At 41.4% G+C, this 26,870-nt stretch carries 25 protein-coding genes; 3 read left to right on the top strand and 22 right to left on the bottom strand.

Annotation, left to right across the window (positions count from 1 at the left end; translation table 11 throughout):
• Position 1 precedes the first annotated feature (1 nt).
• The 13 genes from B7717_RS03905 to B7717_RS03845 all read right to left on the bottom strand — a co-directional run bounded on the left by B7717_RS03905 (position 2) and on the right by B7717_RS03845 (position 16,808).
• Positions 2-760 (bottom strand): ABC transporter permease, encoded by a 759-nt coding sequence (locus B7717_RS03905; protein ID WP_162287132.1) that lies wholly within the window; start codon positions 758-760, stop codon positions 2-4.
• Positions 723-1,013 (bottom strand): thiamine-binding protein, encoded by a 291-nt coding sequence (locus tag B7717_RS03900; RefSeq protein ID WP_084859709.1) that lies wholly within the window; start codon positions 1,011-1,013, stop codon positions 723-725. Before B7717_RS03900 ends, B7717_RS03905 begins: the two co-directional genes overlap by 38 nt.
• Before the next feature lie 276 nt (positions 1,014-1,289).
• Positions 1,290-3,923: a DNA polymerase I gene (polA, locus tag B7717_RS03895; RefSeq protein WP_084944247.1), complete on the bottom strand. Its 2,634-nt coding sequence runs from the start codon at positions 3,921-3,923 to the stop codon at positions 1,290-1,292.
• A 129-nt stretch (positions 3,924-4,052) separates the two neighbouring features.
• The gene (locus tag B7717_RS03890) at positions 4,053-7,382 is read right to left on the bottom strand and encodes an SIALI-17 repeat-containing surface protein (protein ID WP_084944246.1); all 3,330 of its coding nucleotides are present in this window, start codon (positions 7,380-7,382) and stop codon (positions 4,053-4,055) included.
• A gap of 115 nt (positions 7,383-7,497) precedes the next feature.
• Positions 7,498-8,619, bottom strand: a complete 1,122-nt coding sequence (locus tag B7717_RS03885) for an SH3 domain-containing protein (protein ID WP_042903069.1) — start codon at positions 8,617-8,619, stop codon at positions 7,498-7,500.
• Positions 8,620-8,718: 99 nt separating this feature from the next.
• The gene (locus B7717_RS03880; protein ID WP_001278165.1) at positions 8,719-8,985 is read right to left on the bottom strand and encodes a Veg family protein; all 267 of its coding nucleotides are present in this window, start codon (positions 8,983-8,985) and stop codon (positions 8,719-8,721) included.
• Position 8,986: 1 nt separating this feature from the next.
• Positions 8,987-10,339, bottom strand: coding sequence for a replicative DNA helicase (gene dnaB, locus B7717_RS03875; protein WP_000852476.1), 1,353 nt, complete (start codon positions 10,337-10,339; stop codon positions 8,987-8,989).
• Positions 10,340-10,382: 43 nt separating this feature from the next.
• Complete coding sequence (gene rplI, locus B7717_RS03870) at positions 10,383-10,835, bottom strand: 50S ribosomal protein L9 (RefSeq protein ID WP_000864211.1); 453 nt, start codon at positions 10,833-10,835, stop codon at positions 10,383-10,385.
• The gene (locus tag B7717_RS03865) at positions 10,832-12,805 is read right to left on the bottom strand and encodes a DHH family phosphoesterase (protein WP_084944245.1); all 1,974 of its coding nucleotides are present in this window, start codon (positions 12,803-12,805) and stop codon (positions 10,832-10,834) included. The genes rplI and B7717_RS03865 overlap by 4 nt, the downstream gene beginning before the upstream one ends.
• A 157-nt stretch (positions 12,806-12,962) precedes the next feature.
• Positions 12,963-14,141 (bottom strand): acetyl-CoA C-acetyltransferase, encoded by a 1,179-nt coding sequence (locus B7717_RS03860; RefSeq protein ID WP_084944346.1) that lies wholly within the window; start codon positions 14,139-14,141, stop codon positions 12,963-12,965.
• 81 nt (positions 14,142-14,222) lie between these two features.
• Entirely contained in the window at positions 14,223-14,771 is a 549-nt protein-coding gene (hpf, locus tag B7717_RS03855) for a ribosome hibernation-promoting factor, HPF/YfiA family (protein ID WP_000599111.1), read from the bottom strand.
• A 79-nt stretch (positions 14,772-14,850) separates the two neighbouring features.
• Positions 14,851-15,513: a ComF family protein gene (locus B7717_RS03850; protein WP_084944244.1), complete on the bottom strand. Its 663-nt coding sequence runs from the start codon at positions 15,511-15,513 to the stop codon at positions 14,851-14,853.
• Positions 15,510-16,808, bottom strand: a complete 1,299-nt coding sequence (locus tag B7717_RS03845) for a DEAD/DEAH box helicase (protein WP_084944243.1) — start codon at positions 16,806-16,808, stop codon at positions 15,510-15,512. The genes B7717_RS03850 and B7717_RS03845 overlap by 4 nt, the downstream gene beginning before the upstream one ends.
• A gap of 56 nt (positions 16,809-16,864) precedes the next feature.
• Here B7717_RS03845 and B7717_RS03840 point away from each other — a divergent pair, with 56 nt between their 5' ends.
• The 3 genes from B7717_RS03840 to cysK all read left to right on the top strand — a co-directional run bounded on the left by B7717_RS03840 (position 16,865) and on the right by cysK (position 18,982).
• Complete coding sequence (locus tag B7717_RS03840; RefSeq protein WP_000394689.1) at positions 16,865-17,500, top strand: YigZ family protein; 636 nt, start codon at positions 16,865-16,867, stop codon at positions 17,498-17,500.
• A 15-nt stretch (positions 17,501-17,515) separates the two neighbouring features.
• On the top strand, positions 17,516-17,959 hold the full coding sequence (locus B7717_RS03835; protein WP_000863900.1) for a PH domain-containing protein: 444 nt from the start codon (positions 17,516-17,518) through the stop codon (positions 17,957-17,959).
• 96 nt (positions 17,960-18,055) lie between these two features.
• The gene (cysK, locus tag B7717_RS03830) at positions 18,056-18,982 is read left to right on the top strand and encodes a cysteine synthase A (protein ID WP_000158483.1); all 927 of its coding nucleotides are present in this window, start codon (positions 18,056-18,058) and stop codon (positions 18,980-18,982) included.
• 103 nt (positions 18,983-19,085) lie between these two features.
• Here cysK and tsf read toward each other — a convergent pair whose 3' ends face one another.
• The 9 genes from tsf to pgsA form a co-directional block, all read right to left on the bottom strand.
• Entirely contained in the window at positions 19,086-20,126 is a 1,041-nt protein-coding gene (gene tsf / locus B7717_RS03825) for a translation elongation factor Ts (RefSeq protein ID WP_000808059.1), read from the bottom strand.
• Positions 20,127-20,204: 78 nt separating this feature from the next.
• A complete protein-coding gene (gene rpsB / locus B7717_RS03820) occupies positions 20,205-20,984 on the bottom strand; it encodes a 30S ribosomal protein S2 (RefSeq protein ID WP_000268475.1) in 780 nt (259 codons plus the stop codon).
• Positions 20,985-21,205: 221 nt separating this feature from the next.
• Entirely contained in the window at positions 21,206-22,417 is a 1,212-nt protein-coding gene (gene pcsB, locus B7717_RS03815; protein ID WP_084944242.1) for a peptidoglycan hydrolase PcsB, read from the bottom strand.
• Between the two features lie 93 nt (positions 22,418-22,510).
• Complete coding sequence (gene mreD / locus B7717_RS03810) at positions 22,511-23,005, bottom strand: rod shape-determining protein MreD (protein WP_084856392.1); 495 nt, start codon at positions 23,003-23,005, stop codon at positions 22,511-22,513.
• 2 nt (positions 23,006-23,007) lie between these two features.
• Positions 23,008-23,823 carry a rod shape-determining protein MreC gene (gene mreC / locus B7717_RS03805; RefSeq protein ID WP_001078970.1) on the bottom strand — a complete coding sequence of 272 codons (816 nt, stop codon included), beginning with the start codon at positions 23,821-23,823 and terminating at the stop codon, positions 23,008-23,010.
• Between the two features lie 60 nt (positions 23,824-23,883).
• Complete coding sequence (locus B7717_RS03800; RefSeq protein ID WP_084944241.1) at positions 23,884-24,678, bottom strand: energy-coupling factor transporter transmembrane component T family protein; 795 nt, start codon at positions 24,676-24,678, stop codon at positions 23,884-23,886.
• Positions 24,671-25,510 carry an energy-coupling factor transporter ATPase gene (locus tag B7717_RS03795; protein ID WP_084944240.1) on the bottom strand — a complete coding sequence of 280 codons (840 nt, stop codon included), beginning with the start codon at positions 25,508-25,510 and terminating at the stop codon, positions 24,671-24,673. Before B7717_RS03795 ends, B7717_RS03800 begins: the two co-directional genes overlap by 8 nt.
• Entirely contained in the window at positions 25,495-26,322 is an 828-nt protein-coding gene (locus B7717_RS03790; protein WP_084944239.1) for an energy-coupling factor ABC transporter ATP-binding protein, read from the bottom strand. The genes B7717_RS03795 and B7717_RS03790 overlap by 16 nt, the downstream gene beginning before the upstream one ends.
• Positions 26,319-26,864 carry a CDP-diacylglycerol--glycerol-3-phosphate 3-phosphatidyltransferase gene (gene pgsA, locus B7717_RS03785; protein ID WP_042903077.1) on the bottom strand — a complete coding sequence of 182 codons (546 nt, stop codon included), beginning with the start codon at positions 26,862-26,864 and terminating at the stop codon, positions 26,319-26,321. The genes B7717_RS03790 and pgsA overlap by 4 nt, the downstream gene beginning before the upstream one ends.
• Between the last annotated feature and the right edge of the window lie 6 nt (positions 26,865-26,870).

The raw sequence follows: 26,870 nt of genomic DNA, 5'->3' as shown, positions 1-26,870 counted from the left end.
TTTAAGTACGTTTCCATTTAATCACGTATTTTTCACTAACATCGACCAATTTCATACCCAAAAGGCTGATAATCGACACCAGAATAATAATGGCAAACATGGTATCATACTGAAACAGCTTTTTAGACTGAATCATATAAACACCAAGACCTTCAAAACCTCCTAGCCACTCGGACACCACGGTTGTGATAAAGGCGTAGGAGACACTGACCCTCAGACCTGCATAAAAGTAAGGCAGGCTAACCGGGATTTTAAAATGCCACAGGATTTGCCAAGGCTTGGCTCGCATCAGACTAAATAAGGTCAGCATATCCTTGTCACAATGCCTAAATCCATCCAAAATACTGACGATGATAGGGAAGGTTGTCGTCAGGATTATCAAGACAATCTTAGGCAAAATTCCATAGCCTAGCCACAAGACCAGGATAGGAGCTATAGCAATGGTCGGAATGGTCTGGACAACCACCATCATAGGGTAGATAAGATCATTGAGCCAAGTCAGACTGTCCATAAGCACCGCCATGATACAGGCAATCAAGACTCCCAAGACTAGACCTAGCAAAGCCACTCTCAAAGTCGCCCAACTATGGTGCCAGAGAAATTCTCTGTCACGAACAAAGGACTGGAGAATTTCAAGAGGAGTTGGCAGGATAAACTTGGGTAAAAGTTTGAATATTCCCGCTAACTGCCAGATTGACAAGACTCCTAGAAAACCAAATAGACTAATGTGACGTCTCAGTATACTTTTCAAGTTTCTCATCAATACTTAAAATTTCTCCTACATTTATTTTGACATTGGCAAAGACATTATCTGCCTCCTGCCCTGCCACTTCTAGCGCGTCTTTGAGAATGCGCATGAGCTCATCAAACTCCCCTTCCAAGACCGTTTCAAAAGGTGTCACCACCATGGTCACGGACTGCGCCTGCAGATAAGCAATAACCTGATCGATAATAGCAATTCGATCAATCCCCTGTGATAAGGGCAAGACCTGCAAGGCAATGCTTGCTTTCATAAAAACCTCCTTTTCTCAGGTTTCCTTTTGACAAAAAGAAAACCCCTTCCATATATGGAAAAGGTGCAGAATTCGGCTAAGTATCGTTCCCTACGCTGGCATTACCCAGATCAGGTGCGGTCGAAGTTTAACACTTCCTCTCAGACTGTACACAGACTCCCATATCTTATATGGAAATATAGTAACGCAAATACTAGGAAAAGTCAAGGAAACTGCTTACAGAAAACTATGAAAAAGAGTTTAAAGGCAAATGCTTCAAACTCTTTCATAACTTTCTTATTTAGCCTCGTACCAGGTTGCTCCTTCATTCTCATCAGCAGTGAGTGGAACACTGAGCTGGATGGCTTCTTCCATGGTTTGTTTCACCAGTACTTTGACGGCTGCTAGTTCTGATTTCGGAACCTCAAGGACAATTTCATCATGCACTTGCAAGAGCATCTTAGTCTGATAACCGCCCTCTACTAAAGCCTTGTCTAGCTGGATCATAGCAATCTTGAGGATATCTGCAGCTGAGCCCTGGATAGGAGAGTTGATGGCTGTCCGCTCTGCAAAACCACGAATGTTAAAGTTACGCGAATTGATATCTGGCAACTCACGACGACGCTTGAAGAGAGTCTCTACATAGCCCTTATCACGCGCCTCACGCACCACCTCGTCCATGTAGTTTTTAATACCTGGGAAGCGTTCAAAGTAAGTGTCAATGTAGGCTTTTGCTTCCTTACGGCTGATGCCCAGATTATTAGACAAACCAAAGTCTGAAATCCCGTAAACCACTCCGAAGTTTACTGCCTTGGCATTACGACGGTCGTTTGGAGTCACATCCTCAGGACGTTCAATTCCAAAGACCCGCATGGCCGTCGAGGTATGGATATCTGCTCCCTCTTGAAAGGCCTTAATTAAGTGCTCATCTTTAGAGATATGTGCCAAGACGCGCAATTCAATCTGTGAATAGTCCGAGCTGAGCAGCACACTATCCTCCCACTCAGGCACAAAAGCCTTACGAATGAGACGGCCTTGTTCCAAACGCACAGGAATATTTTGCAAGTTTGGATCTACACTAGACAGACGCCCAGTCTGAGTCAAATCCTGCACATAGCGGGTGTGGATCTTGCCATCATCCAAAATCCAGTCTTGCAAACCAATCACATAGGTAGATTGGATCTTAGCAATCTGACGGTAGTCGAGGATTTTTTTAACAATCGGAGCAATAGGAGCTAGTCGCTCTAGCACATCCACGGCTGTCGAGTAACCTGTCTTGGTTTTCTTGGTATATTCCAGAGGAAGACCGAGTTTTTCAAAGAGAAGGACGCCCAACTGCTTAGGCGAGTTGATATTAAACTCCTCACCAGCCAGTTCGTAAATCTCTTGAGTGAGTTGCTCAATGACGACCTCATTTTCAGCCTGCATTTCAAGTAGGGTTTCTTTTTTGACCTTGATCCCAGCAATTTCCATCTTAGCAAGGACAAAAGCCAGAGGTTGCTCCATGTCATAGAGAAGGTCTAACTGTCCATGTTCACTGAGTTTTTCAAGTAAAACCGGCTCCGTCTCAACCAATACAGCAACCTTGCGAGCTAGGTGTTCCAAGAATTTCTCTCTCTCAGGGATAGCTTTCTTGACCCCCTTACCGTAGAAAGTCTCATCATCGACCAAGTATGTTTGACCGTAGAGATTCGCAATGGTTGAGATTTCATTGTTCTCGACTGTTGAGAGTAAGTATTTTGCCAAGCGACTGTCAAAAGCAGGTGCCTGCAGGTTCAAGCCCAAGCGATTTAAAAGAACCTTCGCTTTCTTAAAGTCATACACTTTCAGAGGTGTTTTTTCTAAAAATTCCTTGAAAATCGGCTCCTGCAAGAGCTCAAGTTTATCTGTAGCGTAAAGTTTATCCCCACAAGACCAAGCAAAACCAACCAAGTCATCTGTATGGTAGTTTTCCCCAAAGAGTTCAAAGTGGAAGATAGAGTCTGCGCTCAGCATGTCTTGACTGACGTGGTCAACGATAGTGAAATCCAAGCTCTCAGGTGCATCCGTTGACGAAATATTTAAAGCTTGTTTGAGTTGTTTGAAGCCCATCTCATCGTAGAATTTTCCGAGATTTTCCACATCTGGGCCATTATAGACCAAATCATCTAGTCCAATCTCAATTGGTGCCTGAGTTTCAATGGTCGCCAAGGTTTTAGACAAAAAGGCTTGTTCCTTGTCATTGATGAGATTTTCCTTCATCTTAGAAGCCTTCATCCCATCGATATTTTCATAAATACCCTCGAGCGAACCATGTTCCAGCAAGAGTTTGATACCCGTCTTTTCACCAATCTTGGTGACACCAGGTATATTATCAGACTTATCCCCCATAAGAGCCTTAAGATCAATGAACTGAGCTGGTGTGAGTCCCATCTTTTCCATGAGATAGTCTGGTGTAAAGGCCTCAAACTCAGCCACACCTTTCTTAGAAATCTCGACTACTGTGTGCTCATCCGTCAACTGGATCAAATCCTTATCTCCGCTAACGATTGTCACATCAAAAGAATCCTTCTCAGCCAAACGACCTAGGGTCCCGATGATATCATCCGCTTCATACTGGGCCAACTCATAATGGCGAATCCCAAGATGGTCTAACAACTCACGAATGAAGGGAAATTGCTCACGAAACTCATCTGGAGTTTTAGCTCGGCCACCCTTGTAGTCTGCATACATCTCTGTTCGAAAAGTCGTCTTGCCTGCATCAAAGGCTACCAAAACATGACTAGGCTCAACTCGCTCTAAGACATGATTCAACATGAGTTGAAAGCCATAGATTGCATTGGTATGAAGGCCATTAGCATTTTTAAAACGATCCAACTGCTGATAGAGCGCAAAAAAAGCTCGAAAAGCAACAGAAGATCCATCAATTAATAATAATTTTTTCTTGTCCATACACCCATTATAAAGGAAAGCAAGGAAAAATACCATCGGAAAGAGCTGAAAAACTTGGACTTATCCCTATTTCACCATAAAAAAGAAAAGGACTATTCAAATCCTTTTCTTTTATTGATTTCATGCGATTTATTTATTCAATTTTCTCTTTGCAAATGGTAGCAAACCAAGAAGGATACCAACAAATCCTAGCGATGCGACTGCTGAAGCATCTTGGCTTCCCGTATTTGGAAGGAATTGTTCATCTGTTGCTGCAGGCGCTTTGTAGGTACGATCTTGTTTCGTTCCGAGAGTAGGATTTGTAGCCAAAGGAGCTACACTGCCAGTATATTCTGGAACTTCATCTACTGCAGGTTCAATCTTTTCAGCGTAGACTGGAATATTGGCTACTGCTGGGGCACCACTTTCTCCATAAACTGGGACATTCGCTACTGCCGGAGCACCGCTTTCTGCATAGGCTGGAACACTCGCTACTGCCGGAGCACCGCTTTCTGCATAGGCTGGAACACTCGCTACTACCGGAGCACCGCTTTCTGCATAGGCTGGAACACTCGCTACTGCCGGAGCACCGCTTTCTGCATAGGCTGGAACACTCGCTACTACCGGAGCACCGCTTTCTCCATAAATTGGAACATTCGCTACTGCTGGAGCACCGTTTTCTCCATAAACTGGGACATTCGCTACTGCTGGAGTACCGCTTTCCCCATAGGCTGGGAGTTCATTTACAGCAGCTTCTACCGCATTTGCACCTTTGTTGTATTCTGGCAACTCTGCAGTTGCAGCTTCTACTGCGTTCACCCCGCCTGTAAAGTCTTCAATTTCAAGAACAGCTGACATAACACTACTTAGAGTCTTAATAGCAACCTCATAGTCTGCTAAAGCTTGTTGCAAGTCTTTTACTTGACTATTCTTGTCACCAGAAACTTTTAAACTTGATAATTGCGCTTTAATCTTAGCAACTTGCTCTTCTAATTTACTTAGCTCAAGTTTTTTCGCATTACTATTTTCTTCCGCTGCTTCCTTGTCCGCTGCAGCGAGTTTAGCTTGGTCTTGGCTTGAGAAATCTTCTTGGCTCATTGCTTCGGCCGGTGTCACCTGATCACTGTCTTCTGCCAAGAAATCATCTAACAAGTCAGATGCTTCAATATCTCCATCTTCGATAGCTTTCAAGATGCCGTCCTTGCCAATCACTTCTTTAGCCGCCTTAATCGCTGCTTCCTTATCAGTGATAGTGGCATCCTTGGTGATGTCGTCGATGGTCTCTTTTTCAATTTTTTCTAGGGTAGCGATTAAATCTGAGCGAACTTTTGCTGCTTCTTCCGCTGCTTCCTTATCTGCTGCAGCCAGTTTAGCTTGATCTTGGCTTGAGAAATCTTCTTGGCTCATCGCTTCGGCCGGTGTCACCTGATCACTGTCTTCTGCTAAGAAATCGTCTAACAAATCTGACGCTTCGATGTCACCTTCTTCGATGGCTTTCAAGATGCCGTCCTTGCCAATCACTTCTTTAGCCGCCTTGATGGCTGCTTCCTTATCAGTGATAGTGGCATCCTTGTTGATGTCGTCGATGGTTGATTTTTCAATTTTTTCTAGGGTAGCGATTAGATCTGAGCGAACTTTTGCTGCTTCTTCCGCCGCTTCCTTGTCAGCTGCAGTTAGCTTGGCTTGGTCTTGGCTTGAAAGTTGAGATTGAGTTTTTGCTTCGGCTGGTGTTACTTGATCGCTGTCCTCTGCCAAAAAATCTGCCAACAAGTCGGACGCTTCGACGTCGCCTTCTTCGATAGCTTTCAAGATAGCATCCTTGCCAATCACTTCTTTAGCTGCCTTAATCGCCGCTTCCTTATCAGTGATAGTGGCATCCTTGTTGATGTCGTCGATGGTTGATTGTTCGATACCTTCAAGGGCAGTCAACAATTCGCTGTGAGCCTTTGCTTCTGCAGCTTGCTTAGCTTCTTCCTCTTTCTTGGCTTCCTCAGCCGCTTCCTTGTCCGCTGCAGCGAGTGTAGCTTGGTCTTGGCTAGAAAGTTGAGATTGAGTTTTTGCTTCAGCCGGTGTCACCTGATCACTGTCTTCTGCCAAGAAATCATCTAACAAGTCGGACGCTTCGATGTCACCTTCTTCGATGGCTTTCAAGATGCCGTCCTTGCCAATCACTTCTTTAGCTGCCTTAATCGCCGCTTCCTTATCAGTAATAGAAGCATCTTTGTTGATGTCGTCGATGGTTGATTTTTCGATACCTTCAAGAGCAGTCAACAATTCGCTGTGAGCCTTTGCTTCTGCAGCTTGTTTAGCCTCTTCTTCTTTCTTAGCTTCTTCCGCTGCTTCCTTGTCCGCTGCAGCCAGTTTTGCTTGGTCTTGACTTGAGAAATCTTCTTGGCTCGTCGCTTCGGCCGGTGTCACCTGATCACTGTCTTCTGCTAAGAAATCGTCTAACAAATCTGACGCTTCGATGTCACCTTCTTCGATGGCTTTCAAGATGCCGTCCTTGCCAATCACTTCTTTAGCCGCCTTGATGGCTGCTTCCTTATCAGTGATAGTGGCATCCTTGTTGATGTCGTCGATGGTTGATTTTTCAATTTTTTCTAGGGTAGCGATTAGATCTGAGCGAACTTTTGCTGCATCAACCTGAGCCTCTTTATCAGCTTCATCTAACTTAGCTTGGTCTTCATCTGTGAATTCTGATACAGGTTCAGCTACTGTTTTGTGCTCGCTCGTATCTGCTGGCCAGTCTACAATAACATCACCAATCTCCAAATCCTCATCTGCGATAGCCTTCAAAAGATCTTCTTTACCAATCTCTTCTTTGGCTTCTTTGATAGCCGCTTCTTTATCGGTTATTGAAGCATCTTTTTTAATATCTTCAATTACAGCATTTTCAAGAGATTCTAGGGCTTGAACCAGAGCATCCGTCGCTTGAGACACTTGTTCTTTGGCATCTTTTTCAGCCTGGTCTAGTAGAGCCTTCTCCTCAGTAGATAATTTTTTATTAGTTTGAACTTCAGGACCTGTTACCACAGCCTTATCTTCTGCACCTTCTGGCAATTCAGCGATGATATTATCTAAGCTAAGCTCTCCAGACTCAAGAGTATCTGAAATATACATCTTACCGATATATTCCTTCACAGCTTCAGCTGCATCCTCTTTGTCCTCAATCGCTTCCTTATCCTTAATATCACTAATAGCCTGTTCCTCAAGTTCATCCAAAGCCTTCATCAACTCTTCTTTGGTCATTTTAGCTGGATTTGTCGCACCAGGATTAGCTGGACTAGCGTTTTCTGATCCCTTTTCAGTTTGAGCACCGCTCTCCCCTTCTGTTCCAGCTTGTGGTTGTGCAGGAGCAACTGCCTGCTCTTCTGCTTTCCCTTCATCTGCCTTAACTACTGAAGGCTGTGAAACGAGTACACTAGCACCCAATACAGCTGCACTTGCTAAACTTGTTAAAATAACTTTCCTCTTGTCCATTAGACAATGCCCCTTTATGGTTTTTGATATTATTATATTATACTATTCAAAGAACGTCAACTAATTCGATATCCATTTTAAAATTTTATGAACAAGAAGAAAGCCTGTATGATGTTTAAGAGACACTTCCTATTCTTGCCCCATCACTGTTGAGTCTATAGCCATCAATAATCGTATTAACAGCTAAGGCTCCCGAAGCATCGACATAGTAGTGTTTGCCCGAGACTTGGAACCATTGACTAGCTTTCATCCGACCAGATTCCTCTAAGTAATACCAAGTTCCCTTGTCTTTAAGCCATCCCATCTGCATCTCACCCGAAGCCTTCAGGTAATACCAGTGAGAGCCATCCTTAATCCAGCCAGTTGACATGACCCCATTTTCTTTTAAATGATACCAATTGCCATTGACTTTTTTCCATCCTGTCGCTAGCTTACCATTCTCTCGGTAATACCAACTCCCTCCTTCTTTTTTCCAGCCTTTCTCTGTATTGATTAGCTCTGCATACTGCACATATCTTCTAGAACCGCTATAAGACAAATAACCGAGCCACTTATAACCATCCTTTTCAATAACCTGGTCATAACTCACACTCTCACCAGCATAATAGTAGTCAATAACCGGTCCTGTGCTTGATGGGTGGTCCATAATCGGCGATTTCTTCGTGAATACTATTGTCCCACTAGACGGAAGCTCTGAGCTACGAGCATTCTCACCCGCACTATGGCTAGTAGATAAATCCTTGAAATGAATAAAACCTGTCATAGAACTAGCCTTGACTTTTCGACGGTTATACTTTTCTCGAACCCCATAGTTATACTCTTCGATTTCAATCGTATCCCCCGACACATTTGATACCCAGGCCACGTGCCCATAATAACCTTCTGTCGACCAAGCAATAGCCCCAACTTCTGGCTTAGTATCCACACGATAGCCTTCTCGCCTTGCACGATGTCCCCATTCATTCGCATTTCCATAGGCAGGAGGAATCTCAAAGCCATTTACACTACTCAAACGAAAGGCCGCAAAAGAGGTACACTGGCGAGAATACATCCGCCACTGATCGATTTCAACACTACCATTTTTGTAGTGAAGTGGATAGTCATCTCCACGCGCTACACTGTCGGCTTGAACCGATTCCCCACCAAACAAAAAGGTACTTGTAACAAACAAAGTAGCCAGCCCTACACTCAACTGAGTACATCTACTCTTCTTAACTCCTGATTTAAAAAACGTCATTCATTCTCCTTAATAATATAAATTTCCGAGGTTACCCTCGTTTATACTATTCGGGAGAAAAAGAAAAAAGTGAGCAAAGCTCACTTCATTTTAGGATTCTTAGTCTAGATAGCGAATCAAGTTCTTTTCTGTCAAGATATCTGAGTAGGTGAAGGATTCAACGTAGACATTGGCTTGTTTGTCTCCTTCAACATCCCCAAATTCAACGATAAATAGAGATGGATAAACCTCAATTAGCTTACCCAATCTATTTTTTTGGCGCTTACGGCCATTTTCCAAAGTCATTTCAACGACTTGTCCCTCATGCGCCTTGATCTCTTCTTTTATTTTTTTCATCTTGGCTACATCTGTAAATGCATCTGACATCTTATGCCTCCCTCTTTGAGATACTTGAAAATTTATTGTATTCTTTTTGGAAAATCAATTCCACCGTACCACGAGCTCCACTACGGTTTTTCTCGATGATAACCTCTACCTTGTTATTTGGAATCCCTTCCTCTTCTTCACCCGCACGATCATAGTAGTCGTCACGGTATAGAAAGGCTACGATATCCGCATCCTGCTCGATAGAACCCGATTCACGAATATCAGACAAGACTGGTCTCTTATCCTGACGCTGCTCCACCCCACGAGATAGCTGACTAAGAGCAATGACTGGAACCTTTAATTCCTTGGCTAGAATTTTCAACTGACGAGAAATTTCAGAGACTTCTTGTTGGCGGTTCTCACGACCAGTACCTGTGATAAGCTGTAGATAGTCAATCAAAATCAAGCCTAGATTGCCTGTTTCTTGAGCCAGTTTGCGTGAGCGTGAACGAATTTCCGTGATCCGAATCCCTGGTGTATCATCGATATAGATACTCGCGTTGGCTAGATTCCCTTGAGCAATGGTATATTTTTGCCACTCCTCATCAGTCAATTGACCAGTACGGATAGAATGAGACTCCACCAAACCTTCTGCTGCCAACATACGGTCTACTAGACTTTCCGCACCCATTTCCAGTGAAAAGATGGCTACCGTCTTGTCCAACTTGGTCCCGATGTTCTGAGCAATATTTAAGGCAAAGGCTGTCTTACCAACCGCTGGACGTGCCGCTAGGATAATCAACTCCTCCTCATGGAGACCTGTCGTCATATGGTCCAAATCACGGTAACCCGTTGCAATACCAGTGATGTCCGTTGTTTGTTGTGACCGAACTTCTAGGTTTCCAAAGTTGATATTTAGAATATCTCGGATGTTCTTGAACCCACTACGATTGGCGTTTTCACTGACATCAATGAGTCCCTTTTCTGCTTGAGCAATGATTTCATCTGCAGGCTTAGAAGCTTCATAGGCTTGGTTGACAGACTCTGTCAACTTGGAAATCAAGCGACGAAGCATAGCCTTTTCGGCTACAATTTTAGCATAATACTCCGCATTAGCTGAAGTTGGTACAGAGTTGACGATTTCAACAAGGTAAGACAAGCCACCAATATTTTGCAGATCTCCTTGGCTATCCAAAATCGTTCGAACCGTCGTCGCATCAATCGCTTCCCCACGATCCGACAAATCTACCATCGCTTGGAAAATCAACCGATGAGCATACTTAAAGAAGTCACGAGAATCAATGTATTCTCGGACAAAAACGAGCTTACTCTCATCTATAAAAATAGCCCCCAGAACAGATTGTTCTGCTAAAATATCCTGAGGTTGAACTCGCAGTTCCTCTACTTCTGCCATCCAACTTTCCTTCCTTTTACAATCTTGTCAAGAGGTTGTAAACTTAACCTTCTTTTACACGAAGATTGATGACACTTGTGACATCTTGATAGATCTTCACTGGTACATCAATCAAACCTACTGCTCGAATTGGTGCTTGCACTTGAATATTGCGTTTGTCAATCTTGATACCAAACTGCTTTTGCAATTCTTCTGCAATTTTCTTGTTAGTGATGGAACCAAATGTACGGCCATCTGGTCCAACCTTTTCAACAAACTCTACAACTGTTTCTTCTGCCTCAAGCTTAGCCTTGATGGCTTTTGCTTCAGCAATCATTTCAGCATGAGCCTTTTCTTCTGATTTTTGTTTTCCACGCAACTCACCCACTGCTTGAGCAGTTGCTTCCTTGGCCAAATTCTTTTTAATCAGGAAGTTTTGAGCGTAGCCAGTTGGTACTTCCTTAATTTCGCCTTTTTTCCCTTTTCCTTTGACATCTGCTAAAAAGATTACTTTCATTCTTCTTTCTCCTTTTCCTTTTGTTCATCCAAGACAAGTTGAGTCAATTTCTCTCCTGTTTCTGACAAACTCATATCCTCGATTTGCGCAGCTGCTAGATTAAAGTGGCCTCCACCACCCAGCTCTTCCATAATGCGTTGCACATTGATTTTACTACGGCTTCGAGCCGAGATAGAGATAAATCCTTGTGTATTTTTTGCTAGAACGAAGCTGGCTTCAATGCCAGACATAGCTAACATAGCATCGGCAGCCTTACTGATAACAACTGTGTCATAAGACATTGAGTCCTTAGCTTGGGCAATCAAGATATCTGAACCTAGCTTATGACCTTGTAAAATGAGTTCATTTACCTCACGGTACTCTTCAAAATCTGTCGCAGCAATCTCCTGGATTGCAATACTGTCACTTCCCCGTGTTCTCAGATAACTAGCCACATCAAAGGTTCGACTCGTCACGCGAGATGTGAAATTCTTGGTATCCAGCATCATACCAGCCATCAAAACACTGGCCTGCATACGACTCAAACGATTCTTCTTAGAATTTTGGAATTGAATCAATTCTGTGACCAACTCACTCGCACTACTTGCCCCACTTTCAATATAAGTGATAACGGCATTCTCAGGGAAATCCTGATCACGTCGATGATGGTCAATAACAATAGTTTGAGTGAACAAATCATAAAAATCTTTTGACAAGGTCAAAGCCGTCTTGGAATGATCCACCAGAATCAATAATGAACGGTTTGTAACTAGCTTCATCGCATCTGTAAGAGATAAAAGTTTCGTGACATCTTCCTTCTTCAAGAAATGGATAGCACGTTCAATATCTGCTGGCATCTGGTCTGCATCATAGACAGCATAACTGTTCTCAATAATATTACTTGCAAACAACTGCATACCGACAGCAGAGCCCAAAGCATCCATATCTAGATTTTTATGACCGACTACAAAAACTTGGTCAACACTTCGAATCTTATCAGAAATGGCTGTCATCATAGCTCTCGTACGTGTACGAGTACGTTTGATAGATGCAGCAGTTCCTCCACCGAAGTAGACTGGATTCTTGGTTTCGTTATTTTCCTTGACCACCACCTGGTCACCACCGCGAACTTCTGCTAAGTTCAAGTTGAGCAAGGCAATTTTCCCTATCTCTTCATGATTTCCATCACCATAAGAAAATCCCATACTTAAGGTTAGGGCTAGCTGCCTCTGCTTTGATTCTTCTCGGAAAGTATCAATAACAGAGAATTTATCATTCATCAATTCCTCTAGTACCGTGTAATCTGTGAATACATAAAAACGATCCATCCCCACACGGCGAGAAAACATAGCATACTTACTAGCAAATTCTGAAACAAAATTAGCTACAAAGCTATTGATATGGCTGATATCAGAGTCAGACGTCGCATCCTCCAAATCATCATAGTTATCTACCGAGATGACTCCAATGACTGGACGGCTAGTTACCAATTCAACAGTTGCTTCATATTCCCCAGAAACATCAAAGAAATACAGAACACCCGAAGCCTTGTCCATATGAACAGCATACCGTGTTTCGCCCAAGGTAGCATACGAACCTGGATTCCCAACAGAAGCCTTGATGATGGTTTGAATTAACTCAACATCAATTCCGCCTTCTTCAGTAGTCAAAATCAGCTCAGCATAGGGATTAAACCATTCCACTTCTCCACTTGATAAGTCTAATTTCAGGACTCCCACCGGCATTTGATCGAGCAGCGTGTTTAAGCTATCTTCAGCTTGATGATTTACGTATTGGATTTGTTCAATTTCGCTCTTTTCATACTGTTTTTTTTGCCATACAAATAAAAGCAAATAAAGCAGTACAAATAAAAACAAAACACTGATTGTTACAGCAAGATTATGTGAAAAAATAATCAGCAAAGTTAAGATTCCGAAAGTTGCAAGTCCTAGCCAGACCGCAGAAAACGGGATTAAATTATTTTTTTTCATTCTAAACCTCTTGCGCATTATTATATCACAAAAACCCTTAAAAAGCGACCTTTTAAAAGATGCAAGCCCTTCTTTCATGATTGATTTCTTCTAACCTCAGACACAAAAAGAGGAGGGAATCATCACCCTCCTACCCACGCGCTCAGTTCACTAACACCTAACGTTCCACGATAAGGGCTGTTCCCATCCCTCCTCCGATACAGAGAGTTGCTAACCCAGTTTTAGCATCACGTTTCATCATCTCATGTACCAGAGTCACTAGGATACGGCAACCGGAAGCCCCAATTGGGTGACCGAGAGCAATGGCACCACCATTGACATTGACAATATCTGTGTTAAAGCCAAGTGTTTTCCCAACCACACAAGCCTGAGCAGCAAAGGCTTCATTTGACTCGATCAAGTCAAGATTATCAACTGTCAAATTGCCTTTTTCAAGAGCCTTGCGAGTCGCATAAATCGGGCCACATCCCATCATCTTAGGATCCAAACCTGCACTTGCATACGAACGAATGTGGGCAATCACTGAAAGTCCTAATTCTTCAGCTTTTTCAGCACTCATGACCAAGACAGCTGCTGCCCCGTCATTGATTCCTGAAGCATTTCCCGCTGTGACGGAACCGTCTTTTTTGAAAACAGGACCTAGCTTAGATAGGCTCTCCAAGCTAGCATCTTTTCTAGGATATTCATCTGTATCAAAAACGATAGGATCGCCTTTGCGTTGAGGAATGACAACTGGCACAATCTCTTCTTTAAAGCGGCCAGATTCTATAGCCATAACTGCTCGTTTTTGTGACTCTAAAGCAAGAGCATCTTGTTCTTCTCGACTGACACCATATTCTTCGGCCACATTCTCAGCTGTAATTCCCATATGGTATTCGTTAAAGGCATCAGACAAACCGTCCTTGATCATAGTATCTACCACTTTTGAATCTCCCATACGGCCACCCCAACGGAAACTTGGCAATACGTATGGAGCCTGACTCATGTTTTCTGCACCACCAGCTACAATAATATCTGCATCGCCACATCGAATCGCTTGAGCAGCCAACTGCACTGCCTTCAAACCGGAACCACAAACCTTGTTGATGGCAAAGGCTGGTGTAAACTCAGAAAGTCCAGCATGAATGCTCATTTGGCGAGCTACATTTTGCCCTAAACCAGCACCTAGGACATTCCCCATAATCACTTCATCTACCTGCTCTGGTTTGACATTGGCTTTTTCCAAAACACTCTTTATAACCAAAGCTCCCAAATCGACAGCTGAAACATTCTTCAAACTTCCTCCAAAGGAGCCTATTGGAGTTCGCACTGCCGAAACAATCACCACGTCTTTCATAACTGTCCCCATTTATACCTTTTATAATGATGCAATACAAAAGTGGTTTACACTGGTGTAAACCACTTTAAAAGTTCTATTTTATGATTCTTTCACTTCTAACAAGCCGACTTCACCATCTTCACGGCGATACAAAACATTTGTTGTTTGATCTTCTACATCTACATAGATAAAGAAATCATGTCCCAACAAATCCATTTGAAGAAGGGCTTCTTCTAAATCCATTGGCTTCAAATCAATTTGTTTTGAACGAACGACTTTTGGTTGCACAACATTTGCATCTTCAACTAGAGCATCTGTAAAGAGTTGACTTGTCGCAACTTTATTTTTATTCTTACGTTCGATTTTAGTTTTATTTTTACGAATCTGACGTTCAATTTTATCTGTCACAAGATCGATAGAACCATACATATCTTGAGAAATATCTTCAGCACGAAGAGTGATAGATCCAAGCGGAATTGTTACTTCAACCTTTGCTGTTTTTTCACGGTAAACTTTCAAGTTCACACGTGCATCCAACTCCTGCTCAGGTTGGAAATACTTTTCGATCTTTTCGAGTTTAGAAACTACATAATCACGAATTGCTTCTGTTACTTCTAGGTTTTCACCACGGATACTATATTTAATCATATAAGTACCTTCTTTCTAAACATTTTTGTTTTTCTAACTATATTATAACGCTTTCATTTTCATTTTGCAAATTTTTTCCTCATCTTACAAGGGAAAAAGTTTTAACTTCCAAAGCACCTGCTTCTTCCAAAAGTCGTTTCACACGATTCACAGTTGCCCCTGTTGTATAGATATCATCAATCAGCAAAATCTTCTTAGGAAGTAAGATTCCATCTTTAATAAAAAATGGAATTTCAGTAGCTAACCTTTCCAAACGGCTTTTAGAAGAACTAGCGCTCTCTTCTCTTTTTCCTAATATATCTTTAAAAGAAAAGCCTGCCGCCTCAACCAAACCCTCGACTTGGTTAAACCCCCTCTCAAGCAATCTTTCAGGGCTTAGGGGAATCGACACAAATTGATATCCTCTATACTTTTTCAGCTCCTCAGCAAGAACAGAAGCAAAAACTTTTCTAAGCAAAAAATCGCCATCAAACTTATATCGACTGAAAAAGTCTTTCATAGCTTGATTATAGGTAAAGATTGCCTTATGATCAACCTGAATTCCTTCTTTACACCAAAGTTTGCAATCTTGACACTTAGTTGACATGCCTGTTTTCATACAGTTTGGGCAATAATTCTCACCAATCTTCTCAAAACTAGAAGCACAATCTGAACAAAGATAACTGCTCTCATTCTTCAAAAGGAAGAGACTACCAAAAGTTAACTCACTCTTTGTAGTCTGGCCACATAATAAACAGTTCATAACCCTGCCTCCTTATTCATCTGCTTGATTTCCTTGATTGCCTTTTTGATGGAAGCATTTAATCCATCATGAAAGAAGAGCAACTCACCAGTTGGTCTATCCATACTGCGTCCAACTCGCCCTCCAATCTGAATTAAACTAGACTTGGTAAAGAGACGATGATTAGCTTCTACTACGAAAACATCCACACAAGGGAAGGTAACCCCGCGTTCCAAGATTGTCGTACTGATCAGTATTGTTAGTTCTCCATCTCGAAAAGCTTGCACCTGCTCTAATCGGTCTTCTGTCACAGAAGACACAAAGCCAATGCTCTCATTCGGGAAATGCTCCTTCAAGATTTCTTTTAGTTTCTCGCCTTTTTTAATCTCTGATGCAAAAATCAGCAGAGGATAACCTGTTCTTCTCTGTTTCTCAATGTAGATTTTTAACTTAGATGACAACTGGCTTTTCTCTAAACAGCGATTAAAATTCGATAACCAGACTGGTTTAGGAATAATCAAAGGATTTCCATGAAACCGTCTCGGCAAGCTTAATCGTTTCAATTCTCCTGTGCGAACCTTCCTATCTAACTTATCTGTAGAAGTTGCTGTAAGGAATATCCTTAATCCATCCTCCTTTACACTATTCTTTACAGCATAGTAAAGCATAGTGTTGTCAACATAAGGAAAGGCATCTACTTCATCCACTATCAACAAATCAAAAGCATGATAAAATTTTAATAACTGATGAGTTGTCGCAACTACTAAGGGAGTTCGAAAATAGGGCTCTGATTCGCCATGGAGTAGCGCTATATCGCAAGCAAAGTCATTCTGCAGTCGCTTATACAGTTCCAAACACACATCAATTCGAGGACTTGCCAAACAAACTGCACCACCATCATCAATCACTTTGGCCACAACTTGATAAATCATCTCTGTCTTTCCAGCACCTGTCACAGCATGAACTAAAGTCGATTCTTTCTTTTCGACTGCTCGAATCAACCCCTCTGATACCTTTTCCTGAAAAGGGGTTAACTGACCACGCCATTTGAGAACATCTTGCTTTGGAAAATCTTCCTGCGAAAAATAGTATAAGGCTTGATCACTCCTGACTCGCTTCATCAGCAAACACTCCCTACAATAGTAAGCGCCTATAGGCAAATGCCATTCTTCTAGAATACTACTATTACAACGTTGACAAAACAGTTTCCCTTTCTCTTTTCTCATTGCTGGAAGTTTCTCAGCCATCTGCCGTTCTTCTTCTGTTAATTCTTTCTCAGTAAACAAGCGACCGAGGAAATTTGGATTTACTTTCATACTTCTTTATTCGTAAAAATCTAGCGCTTTAGGTAATTTTTTAGTACAATTAAATCATGGAATTTAAAACAATTAAAGAGAACGGGCAAGTCCAAGAAGAAATCAAAAAATCACGCTTTATCTGTCACGCAAAGCGTGTCTATAGTGAAGAAGAAGCTCGTGACTTTATCACTGCTATCAAAAAAGAGCACTACAAAGCCACCCATAACTGCTCTGCTTTTATTGTAGGTGAACGCAGTGAGATCAAGCGTACGAGTGATGATGGCGAACCTAGTGGTACTGCTGGAGTCCCTATGCTTGGCGTCTTAGAAAATCATAATCTTACGAATGTCTGCGTAGTAGTTACTCGTTACTTTGGTGGAATTAAGTTAGGTGCTGGTGGTTTGATTCGCGCTTACGCAGGAAGTGTAGCCTTGGCTGTCAAAGAAATAGGCATTATTGAAATCAAAGAGCAAGCTGGCATAGCCATTCAGATGTCTTACGCTCAGTATCAAGAATATAGCAATTTTCTTAGAGAACATAAACTCACGGAAATCGATACAAACTTTACAGATCAAATCGATACCATCATTTATGTTGATAAGGAAGAGAAAGAAAATATCAAGTCTGCTCTTGTAGAGTTTTTTAATGGAAAGGTTACTTTAACAGATCAAGGTTTACGAGAAGTTGAAGTTCCTGTAAACTTAGTGTAAACAAAGGAGAAATACATGGCGTTTGGGAAATTTATTCAAGGACTTGCTGGTAACTTCAGCGAGGAAAACAAAGAGACTCTTATCAAAGAATATGGTCAATACCTACTAGAGAATGAAGAAATCCAAAGTGGATATAAGCTCATTCGTGACGCAATCATCTTTACAAATATTCGTATCATCTTTACAGATAAGCAAGGCGCTACTGGTCGCAAGGCGTCTGTTAAGTCACTTTTTTTGATGAACATTGTAAACGTTGAAATGGAAACTGCTGGAGCAGGTATAGATGATAGTGAGATTACAATCACTTACTTAGAAAATATCTTTCTAAAAGCACACAATGAGCATCTGAGTTTCCATAAATTTGAATTCCCTAAAAAAACGGACATCCTTCCGCTTTACACCTATTTATTAGAATTGGCTTATCACAATCGATTAAAAATTAATGGCTTAGACCTTTGATATAAAAAAATCCTATCACTTTGATAGGATTTCTATATTTTACAAATAGCCTTGAGCGCGTTATACTAGTATCATCTTATACAAAGAGGTATATCTATGACTATTTATAATAATATCACTGAACTAATTGGACAAACACCGATTGTTAAACTCAACAACATTGTTCCAGAGGGTGCTGCAGACGTCTATGTTAAACTAGAAGCTTTTAACCCTGGATCGTCAGTAAAAGACCGTATTGCCCTTAGCATGATTGAAAAAGCGGAACAAGATGGTATTCTAAAACCAGGTGCTACCATTGTTGAAGCAACGAGTGGAAACACTGGTATCGGTCTTTCATGGGTCGGTGCTGCTAAAGGATATAAAGTTGTTATCGTCATGCCTGAAACGATGAGTGTGGAACGACGTAAGATTATCCAAGCCTATGGTGCTGAACTCGTCCTCACTCCTGGTAGCGAAGGAATGAAAGGAGCTATTGCTAAAGCTCAAGAAATCGCTGCTGAACGTGACGGCTTCCTTCCCCTCCAATTTAATAATCCAGCTAACCCAGAAGTACACGAAAGAACAACAGGAGCTGAAATACTGGCTGCTTTCGGTTCTGATGGTTTAGATGCTTTTGTGGGTGGTGTTGGCACCGGTGGAACGATCTCAGGTGTTTCTCACGCTCTTAAAGTAGCAAATTCAAACATTCAAGTTTATGCAGTTGAGGCAGACGAGTCAGCTATCTTGTCTGGTGAAAAACCAGGACCTCACAAAATTCAAGGCATCTCAGCTGGATTTATTCCTGAAACACTTGATACAAAAGCCTATGATGGTATCGTCCGCGTAACGTCAGATGATGCTCTAGCACTTGGCCGTGAAATTGGTGGAAAAGAAGGCTTCCTTGTTGGGATTTCTTCAGCTGCAGCAATTTACGGGGCAATTGAGGTTGCCAAGAAATTAGGTACAGGTAAGAAAGTCCTTGCTTTAGCACCAGATAACGGCGAACGTTATTTGTCTACAGCACTCTATGAATTTGAAGTGTAGCCTCCTAAATGCACTTAGCCCTTATTAAAGGGCTTTTTGTTTACTCATATAGAGCCTACTCTCTAGACAAAAAGAAAAAGGAAGCAATTTGCTTCCTTTTCTATTAGTTATTCAAGGCTGCTGCCATTGTAGCTGCAACTTCTGCTTCAAAGTCGTTTGCAGCTTTCTCGATACCTTCACCAACTTCAAAGCGAGCGAACTCAACTACTGAAGCATTTACTGATTCAAGGTAAGCTTCAACTGTCTTGCTGTCGTCCATGATGTATACTTGTGCAAGAAGTGTGTACGCTTGGTCAACTTTGGTGTTGTCAAGCATGAAGCGGTCCATTTTACCTGGGATGATTTTGTCCCAGATTTTTTCTGGTTTGCCTTCTGCAGCCAACTCAGCTTTGATATCAGCTTCAGCTTGAGCAATCACTTCATCAGTCAATTGTGCTTTTGATCCATACTTCAAGTGTGGAAGAGCTGGTTTACCAACCATTGCACGGCTTTCGTTATCTTGGTCGATTACGTGGTTCAATTGTGCCAACTCATCTTTAACGAATTGCTCATCCAATTCTTTGTAAGAAAGAACTGTTGGTTTCATCGCAGCAATGTGCATTGAGATTTGTTTAGCAAGCGCTTCGTCTCCACCTTCGATTACAGAGATAACACCGATACGTCCACCATTGTGTTGGTATGCTCCAAAGTGTTGCGCATCTGTTTTTTCAAGCAAAGCAAAACGACGGAATGAGATTTTTTCACCGATTGTAGCTGTTGCAGATACATATGCAGCTTCAAGAGTTTCACCTGAAGGCATTGTCAAAGCAAGAGCTTCTTCGTTGTTCGCTGGTTTTCCTTCAGCAATTACTTTAGCTGTTGCGTTTACCAAGTCAACGAATTGAGCGTTTTTCGCAACGAAGTCAGTTTCAGCATTTACTTCAACTACTGCTGCAACGTTACCATTAACAAATACACCAGTCAAACCTTCTGCAGCAACACGGTCAGCTTTCTTAGCTGCCTTCGCCATACCTTTTTCGCGAAGCAATTCAATCGCTTTTTCGATGTCACCGTCTGTTTCTACAAGCGCTTTTTTAGCGTCCATAACACCGGCACCAGATTTTTCACGCAACTCTTTTACAAGTTTAGCTGTAATTTCTGCCATTTTGATTCTCCTATATTTTTTAAAAATAGGAGAGCTGGGCTAGGCCCCGCCCTCCTAGGTAATTACTATTTATATGAATTAAGCGTTGTCGCCTTCTACAACTTCAACGATTTCTTCGATTGAGTCAGCTTGAGCTTCTGAAGCTGCAAATTCAGCTTCAACTGCTGCTGCATCTTCACCTTGACGTCCTTCGATGATAGCGTCAGCCAATTTAGCTGTGATCAATTTAACAGCGCGGATAGCGTCATCGTTAGCTGGGATGATTACATCGATATCGTCTGGGTCAGTGTTTGTGTCAACCATCGCTACAACTGGGATACCCAATTTTTTAGCTTCTTTAACAGCGATTTGCTCTTTATGTGGGTCAACTACGTACATTACATCTGGGATACGAGGCATGTCTTCGATACCACCCAAGAATTTTTCAAGACGTGCACGTTGTTTGTTAAGAAGTGCAACTTCTTTCTTAGGAAGAACGTCGAAGATTCCTTCTTCTTCCATACGTTTGATTTCTTTCAAACGAGCAATACGTTTTTGGATAGTTCCCCAGTTAGTAAGAGTTCCACCCAACCAACGGTGGTTGATGTAGTATTGACCTGAACGCTCTGCTTCTTCTTTAACAGCGTCAGCAGCTTGTTTCTTAGTACCAACAAACAACACAACTGCATCGTTAGCTGCTGCATCACGCATAAAGTCGTAAGCTTGGTCAGCGTATTTTACAGTTTGTTGCAAGTCGATAACGTGGATTCCGTTACGCTCAGTGAAGATGTACTTAGCCATCTTAGGGTTCCAGCGACGAGTTTGGTGACCAAAGTGTACACCAGCCTCAAGAAGTTGTTTCATTGAAATTACTGCCATGAGTATTTCTCCTTTTTGTTTTTTCCTCTCCTCGACTTCAACTTGCAAAACGACCCGAGGGCAACAGTTTCACAATTCATCAAGAATGAGTATTATCGTTTACACGACAAGTTTCATTCTACCACATTTTATCAATATTTTCAAGTGTTTTTACTAGTTTTTGGTCTAACTTAAAACTAAAAAAGAAAAGAGACTCAAATCGAGCCTCTTTATTTGGTTCATTAGTTTGGATAGATGTATGTTACGTAACCTTCAGAAGTTGTAGTTGGGTTGAACCATCCACGTTTGTTTCCGATTGTACGATCTCCACCGTAGTTTGATTCTGATACTTGGATACGAGATGATGATGAAACTGCTGTAACAACCGCTACGTGTCCATAACCACCATCATTCCAACATGCAATCGCACCAACTTGTGGAGTTGATCCTGTACGGAATCCTGCTGCAGCTGCACTTGTTGCCCACTGAGCTCCGTTACCCCAGTAGTCTCCAGCCCAAGGTGCCAATGTCTTAGCTCCCCAAGTACATTCACCTGTTGGGTAACTTGATGCATTTGAGCTATATGTTGGACGTTGTCTAGCAGGAGTTGGAGCAGGTGCTGGAGTGTAGCTTGAATCCTCATCATCAGATGTTGATGTTGATGTCGCTTGTACTTGAGCAGAGAAGCTTGTATTTCCTGAAGCAACTACTGATTGTTGTTGGCTTGCTTGACGAGCTTTGTAAGCTGCTTCTGCTTCAGCCGCTGCTTTTGCTTCTGCTTCTGCAGTTGCTTTTTGTTCTAGCAAAGTAGCTTTTTCGCCTTCTGCAGTTGCTTTCTCAGCAGCAAGATTCAACTCAGCAACTTTCAACTCAGCTTGCTTTGTTGTCAATGTTTGTGCATCGTCAGCAAGCGTTTGTTGGTTCGCAATGACAGTGTTGATTGCTTCATTATTTGCAACCTGTTTTTCAGCAATTGATTTTTTATCAGCCTTCTGTTGTTCCAACATTTTGTTGTTAGCTGATACAATCTCGCTCATCGCTGCAACACGTGAAATAGCTTCTGTAATTGATTTTGAGTTTACAATTGTATTGATATAGCTAGTTGCAGCACCGTTTGTTTGTGCGCTACGTGCTTGTTTTTCCAAAGATTCATTACGAGCAACAATGTTCTTAGAGAGCTCTGTAATTTCTCCTTCAAGTTTTTTAGATTCAGCTTGTAGAGTTTCGTTCTCAGCTTCTAAGTTCATTTGTTGAGTTTGGATAGCTGTAACTTGCGTTTGGATTTCATCTACTTGTTTTTGAGCTTCTTTTTGTTGAGATGTCAAATTACTAATCTTACTATCTTGAGCAGCAATCTTTTCATCAGTTGTTTCAGCGTGGACAGTTGTCAATACCGCCGCTTGAGACACTAATACTGTACTTAATAAAAGTGACGCTAAGATTTTTTTCTTCATATTGTGTAGATACTCCTTCTATTTAAGACATTACTAGTATACCAAAAAAAGACATAATAAATATTACGCCTTTGTTACATTTTTATTTCTTTCTTATAGATAACACTTTTCAAAAATATATTGGAAAATAAGCATCCATAAAAAATTTAAAATCATTGATGGGACAAGACTATAGACGATGAAAACTGGCATCGATTCTACTGTCAATCCCATAGCAAGGGCAAGGAGATAGCTCCCCATATCAAATAGGAAACTCATCACAACTATTGTTAACATTCTTGTCCAACGGTTTAGCAAAATTACACTATTAAATTTATGGAGCGAAGCTCCTATCAAGATAAATAGAAGTGTTGCAATTCCTATCAAGTGAAAAAAATAGATATCGTACACCAAACCCGCTATACAGCAATAAGCTAGATAGAGATATTCTGAAACCTCAATTGTCTCAAACAAGAGAAATAAAAACAGAAAATGACTTGCTAAATGAAAGTGAGGGAAGAAGGATCCCGCTAATTGTCCAATATGTGCATCAATTAGTACGACAAAAGGGAGTAAAAAGAAAATACCAATTTGTTTTAACAGTCTCATTGCTAATTCCCCACTAACTCTACCACATGAAGATTTTTGGTGTCAGCACTTAACTTGACTGTTACTTCCTTTGTTAGATAATCACTGCTGTGTGTTGTAGCAACAACCTCTCCAACAGGGATATCCTTAACATTAAAGTTTCCGAGCCCCCCTGTAGTCACCTTGTCTCCTGCGCTAATGTCGCTGTTACTATTTAATTGGCTAATTTTAAGCAGTTCTGACTCCTTATCATAACCAACGATAATCCCGTAAATTTCAGTAGAACCATGCAGGATTTTAACAGAAATTTTGTCTGAATTTTCGGTGTTTGTCAATAGGTTGATCGTTGTTGAATGATCCTCCACCTTTGAAACACTACCAATCAAACCCCCGTTTGCAATGGCCAACATATTTTCAGATGCTCCTTTTGAACTTCCCGCATCAATTGTTAACTCTTGTTTCCAAGATACTGGAGCTCGCATAATCACATCTGCTGCAATGGTTTTTGTAGCCTGCAATTTTGACTTCATATCCAGCAACTGACGTAATTGTTCATTTTCATTTTTTAAACTTTCTGATTGATTAGACTCCACCTCTAGTTGATAAAGTTGTTTCTTTAGACTCTCATTTTCATTGTAAGTCTGCGTCAAATGTCCCAAATCCGATTTGAAAGTATCAAACCACTGAAAGGGTTTTTGAACAATTCTATCTACCAAGGAAATCCCATCTCCTAGTTTCGTCACAATAGCGCTTGAATAGGTTGTCACTAATAGTACAGAAACTGCCAGAACTGTGACAAAAACGATGATTAGATATTTTGATTTTTTAAAACGGTTCATATTCCTACCTTTATACTAAAAACCTGCTACTGTGAGCTTCTTATCAATCCTACAAACCTGCTAAGATTTTAAGAAAAATAAGAAACATCCCAGTACCAAAATCACAAGAATTGCCAGTGTATCCTTTTGACTCCATCTCAACTGTCTATACTGACTTCTACCCTTTCCTCCTTGATAACCACGCGCTTCCATGGCTATTGCCAATGAATCTGCTCGCTTTAAACTAGTCGCAAAAAGAGGAATTAAAATTGGAATCATAGCCTTTACTTTTTGAACGATGCTACCTTCGCCAAAGTCAACTCCACGAGCTTTTTGAGCATTCATAATTCTCGTCGTGTCATCCATCAAGGTTGGAACAAAACGCAAACTCATTGATAACATGAGACCAATTTCATGAACGGGAACTTTCACGCGTTTCAGCGGTGCTAAAAGAGCTTCAACTGCAGCTGCCAGACTCAAAGGCATGGTCGTTAATGTCAGCAAGGTTGAAAAGAAAATAATCAACACAAAACGACAGAAAATGATTCCTGCTTGCTGCAGAGCATAATCCGTTATTTTTATAAAAGAAAACTCAAATAGGACATTTCCACTTGAAATGAAAAAGAGCTGAAAAAGAGTCGTAAAGGCGATCAAGAAGAACATGGATTTTAATCCCTGAACGAAAAATGAGAGAGAAACGCCTGACAAAGCGATAAATATACCTGTCGCTACAAACAGAATGACATTGGTGAGGGGATTATTGGCCCAAAATACAATCAAAATCAACAGGATCATGGCAAGCAATTTACTACGTGGATCCAAGCGATGAATGATGGAATTCCCCGGTATATAACGCCCTAAAATCATACTATCCATTTAGCGACTCCTTAAACTCCTCTATCTTGATTGGCAATTTTTTAAAAGCTACACCTCTATCTGCCAAACGTTTACAAAAGGCTGTGATTTTAGGCACACCTAACTGTACTTTTTCCATAGAGGCTACATCTTGGAAAACTTCGCTCGGTTTGCCACTTTTGACCAAACGTCCCTTTTCCATAACATAGGCCTGATCAGCATATGCAGCTACATCATCCATCAAATGCGTTACCAGAACGATTGTCATTCCAGAAAGGTGGAGTTTTTTAAATAAGGTCATCAATTCTTTTCTGCCCAAAGGATCAAGTCCTGCTGTCGGCTCATCCAAAACCAAGACAGTTGGCTCCATGGCTAGCATACCTGCTATAGCCACACGTCTCATTTGGCCACCCGAAAGTTCAAAAGGACTGCGCTCAAAGAGTGACTCATCGATGCCTACCAAGGCTAACTTTTCACGCGCAATTTTCTTAGCCTCTTCCTCAGAAACTCCAAAATTTTGCGGTCCAAATGCAACATCTTTCAAAACAGTCTCTTCGAAAATCTGATTTTCAGCAAATTGAAACACTAGACCAACCTGCTTTCGAATCTGACGAATTTCTTTGTTGGTTGATGTAGGTGTAATGACGGTATCGAAAACTCGAACAGAGCCCTTACTTGGTACCAATAGGCCATTTAAAAGCTGTAAAATCGTTGATTTCCCACTACCTGTGTGCCCTACTAAAGCTGTATAGGAACCATCCTCAATCGTCAAAGAAACATCAGTCAAGGCTGATGAAGATAGGGGAGTCCCCTCTTGATAAGTAAAGCTCACATTTTCTAGAGTAATTCCCATAACTTGTCCTCTAGCTCTCCTTCTGTCAAATAGCCATCCAGCAACTGATAACCAGTCTCTCTCAAAGATTCTCTCAATTGATTAGTAAAAGGCTCATCTAACCCTATCTGGTCAAGGTCATCCCGAGAAAAAAGTTCTCTTGGGCTGCTGGTTGACTCCACTTGGCCTTTTTTCATGACCAAGACACGGTCACTCATCGCAACTTCCTCTAAATCATGTGTAATGGAGATGACTGTCATCTGGTTGTCTTTTCGAATCTCTTGAACTGTCTGAATCAGTTCTCTTCGTCCCTCGGGGTCCAACATACTTGTAGCCTCATCTAGAATTAAAATAGCTGGCCTCAGGGCAACAACTCCTGCAATGGCCACCCGCTGTTTTTGTCCACCAGATAAACGAGTTGGTTCTCTCTTCTTAAAGTCCAGCATCCCCACCAACTCCAAAGATTCAGTCACTCTCTTCTTCATTTCTTCACGAGGAAGTCCCTGATTTTCTAAACCAAAGGCAACATCATCTTCAACAGTCGCCCCCACAAATTGGTTATCTGGATTTTGAAAAACCATACCAATTTGTCGACGCAAGTCCCAAACGTTCTCAGAGGACAGCAGTTGGCCATCTATCCAGATTTCCCCAGACTCCGCTTCAAGCAAGCCATCAATCAAACGGATAGTTGTCGATTTTCCACTCCCATTATGACCTACAATCGAAAGCCATTCTCCCCGTTTCAAGTGAAACGAGACATTATTAACGTCATAATGTTCCTGGTCTTCTTTGTAACGAAAAGACAGATTTTTTACTTCAATAATCGATTTCATTTCGAACCAAATGTCCCTTTGAATACATGAGCGCTACCCTTGAAATAATCATAACCAGAGTAGATAGTGAAAAACAAAGCGATATAAAGCAACAGCTGACCAATTAAATTCCAATGTAAGAGCAAAAAGATAATAGCAAACATCTGACTAAAGGTCTTGATTTTCCCTGGCATCGCTGCTGCTAGAACTGTCCCTCCCGTCTCAACAAGCAACAAGCGTAAGCCTGTCACCGCAAGTTCACGACAGATGATAATAGCAACAACCCAAGCTGGAGCCATACCTAACTCAATCAACATGATAAAAGCTGACATAACCAACAGCTTATCAGCCATCGGATCAGCAAATTTTCCAAAATTGCTGACTACATTCCATTTACGAGCAAGGTAGCCATCAAGATAATCCGTTACACTAGCAACTGCAAAGATGATCGCTGCCAGCAAATGACTGCCTTGTGAATGGCCCAAAGTCAAAATAAGAATAAAGAGAGGTATAAAGAGAATTCTACCAATAGTTAATACATTAGGAATTTGTTCTTTTTTCATTGATTT

Source organism: Streptococcus oralis subsp. oralis (assembly GCF_002096495.1).
Lineage (GTDB): Bacteria > Bacillota > Bacilli > Lactobacillales > Streptococcaceae > Streptococcus > Streptococcus oralis_CU.
The sequence above is the reverse complement of the archived record's forward strand: the minus strand, read 5'-3'. Positions and strand labels throughout refer to the sequence as shown.

What these genes read in the sequence shown, in the direction of transcription:
- B7717_RS03905 (WP_162287132.1), bottom strand. Translation starts at nt 760, where the DNA reads ATGAGAAACTTGAAAAGTATACTGAGACGTCACATTAGTCTATTTGGT.
- B7717_RS03900 (WP_084859709.1), bottom strand. Translation starts at nt 1,013, where the DNA reads ATGAAAGCAAGCATTGCCTTGCAGGTCTTGCCCTTATCACAGGGGATT.
- polA (WP_084944247.1), bottom strand. Translation starts at nt 3,923, where the DNA reads ATGGACAAGAAAAAATTATTATTAATTGATGGATCTTCTGTTGCTTTT.
- B7717_RS03890 (WP_084944246.1), bottom strand. Translation starts at nt 7,382, where the DNA reads ATGGACAAGAGGAAAGTTATTTTAACAAGTTTAGCAAGTGCAGCTGTA.
- B7717_RS03885 (WP_042903069.1), bottom strand. Translation starts at nt 8,619, where the DNA reads ATGACGTTTTTTAAATCAGGAGTTAAGAAGAGTAGATGTACTCAGTTG.
- B7717_RS03880 (WP_001278165.1), bottom strand. Translation starts at nt 8,985, where the DNA reads ATGTCAGATGCATTTACAGATGTAGCCAAGATGAAAAAAATAAAAGAA.
- dnaB (WP_000852476.1), bottom strand. Translation starts at nt 10,339, where the DNA reads ATGGCAGAAGTAGAGGAACTGCGAGTTCAACCTCAGGATATTTTAGCA.
- rplI (WP_000864211.1), bottom strand. Translation starts at nt 10,835, where the DNA reads ATGAAAGTAATCTTTTTAGCAGATGTCAAAGGAAAAGGGAAAAAAGGC.
- B7717_RS03865 (WP_084944245.1), bottom strand. Translation starts at nt 12,805, where the DNA reads ATGAAAAAAAATAATTTAATCCCGTTTTCTGCGGTCTGGCTAGGACTT.
- B7717_RS03860 (WP_084944346.1), bottom strand. Translation starts at nt 14,141, where the DNA reads ATGAAAGACGTGGTGATTGTTTCGGCAGTGCGAACTCCAATAGGCTCC.
- hpf (WP_000599111.1), bottom strand. Translation starts at nt 14,771, where the DNA reads ATGATTAAATATAGTATCCGTGGTGAAAACCTAGAAGTAACAGAAGCA.
- B7717_RS03850 (WP_084944244.1), bottom strand. Translation starts at nt 15,513, where the DNA reads ATGAACTGTTTATTATGTGGCCAGACTACAAAGAGTGAGTTAACTTTT.
- B7717_RS03845 (WP_084944243.1), bottom strand. Translation starts at nt 16,808, where the DNA reads ATGAAAGTAAATCCAAATTTCCTCGGTCGCTTGTTTACTGAGAAAGAA.
- B7717_RS03840 (WP_000394689.1), top strand. Translation starts at nt 16,865, where the DNA reads ATGGAATTTAAAACAATTAAAGAGAACGGGCAAGTCCAAGAAGAAATC.
- B7717_RS03835 (WP_000863900.1), top strand. Translation starts at nt 17,516, where the DNA reads ATGGCGTTTGGGAAATTTATTCAAGGACTTGCTGGTAACTTCAGCGAG.
- cysK (WP_000158483.1), top strand. Translation starts at nt 18,056, where the DNA reads ATGACTATTTATAATAATATCACTGAACTAATTGGACAAACACCGATT.
- tsf (WP_000808059.1), bottom strand. Translation starts at nt 20,126, where the DNA reads ATGGCAGAAATTACAGCTAAACTTGTAAAAGAGTTGCGTGAAAAATCT.
- rpsB (WP_000268475.1), bottom strand. Translation starts at nt 20,984, where the DNA reads ATGGCAGTAATTTCAATGAAACAACTTCTTGAGGCTGGTGTACACTTT.
- pcsB (WP_084944242.1), bottom strand. Translation starts at nt 22,417, where the DNA reads ATGAAGAAAAAAATCTTAGCGTCACTTTTATTAAGTACAGTATTAGTG.
- mreD (WP_084856392.1), bottom strand. Translation starts at nt 23,005, where the DNA reads ATGAGACTGTTAAAACAAATTGGTATTTTCTTTTTACTCCCTTTTGTC.
- mreC (WP_001078970.1), bottom strand. Translation starts at nt 23,823, where the DNA reads ATGAACCGTTTTAAAAAATCAAAATATCTAATCATCGTTTTTGTCACA.
- B7717_RS03800 (WP_084944241.1), bottom strand. Translation starts at nt 24,678, where the DNA reads ATGGATAGTATGATTTTAGGGCGTTATATACCGGGGAATTCCATCATT.
- B7717_RS03795 (WP_084944240.1), bottom strand. Translation starts at nt 25,510, where the DNA reads ATGGGAATTACTCTAGAAAATGTGAGCTTTACTTATCAAGAGGGGACT.
- B7717_RS03790 (WP_084944239.1), bottom strand. Translation starts at nt 26,322, where the DNA reads ATGAAATCGATTATTGAAGTAAAAAATCTGTCTTTTCGTTACAAAGAA.
- pgsA (WP_042903077.1), bottom strand. Translation starts at nt 26,864, where the DNA reads ATGAAAAAAGAACAAATTCCTAATGTATTAACTATTGGTAGAATTCTC.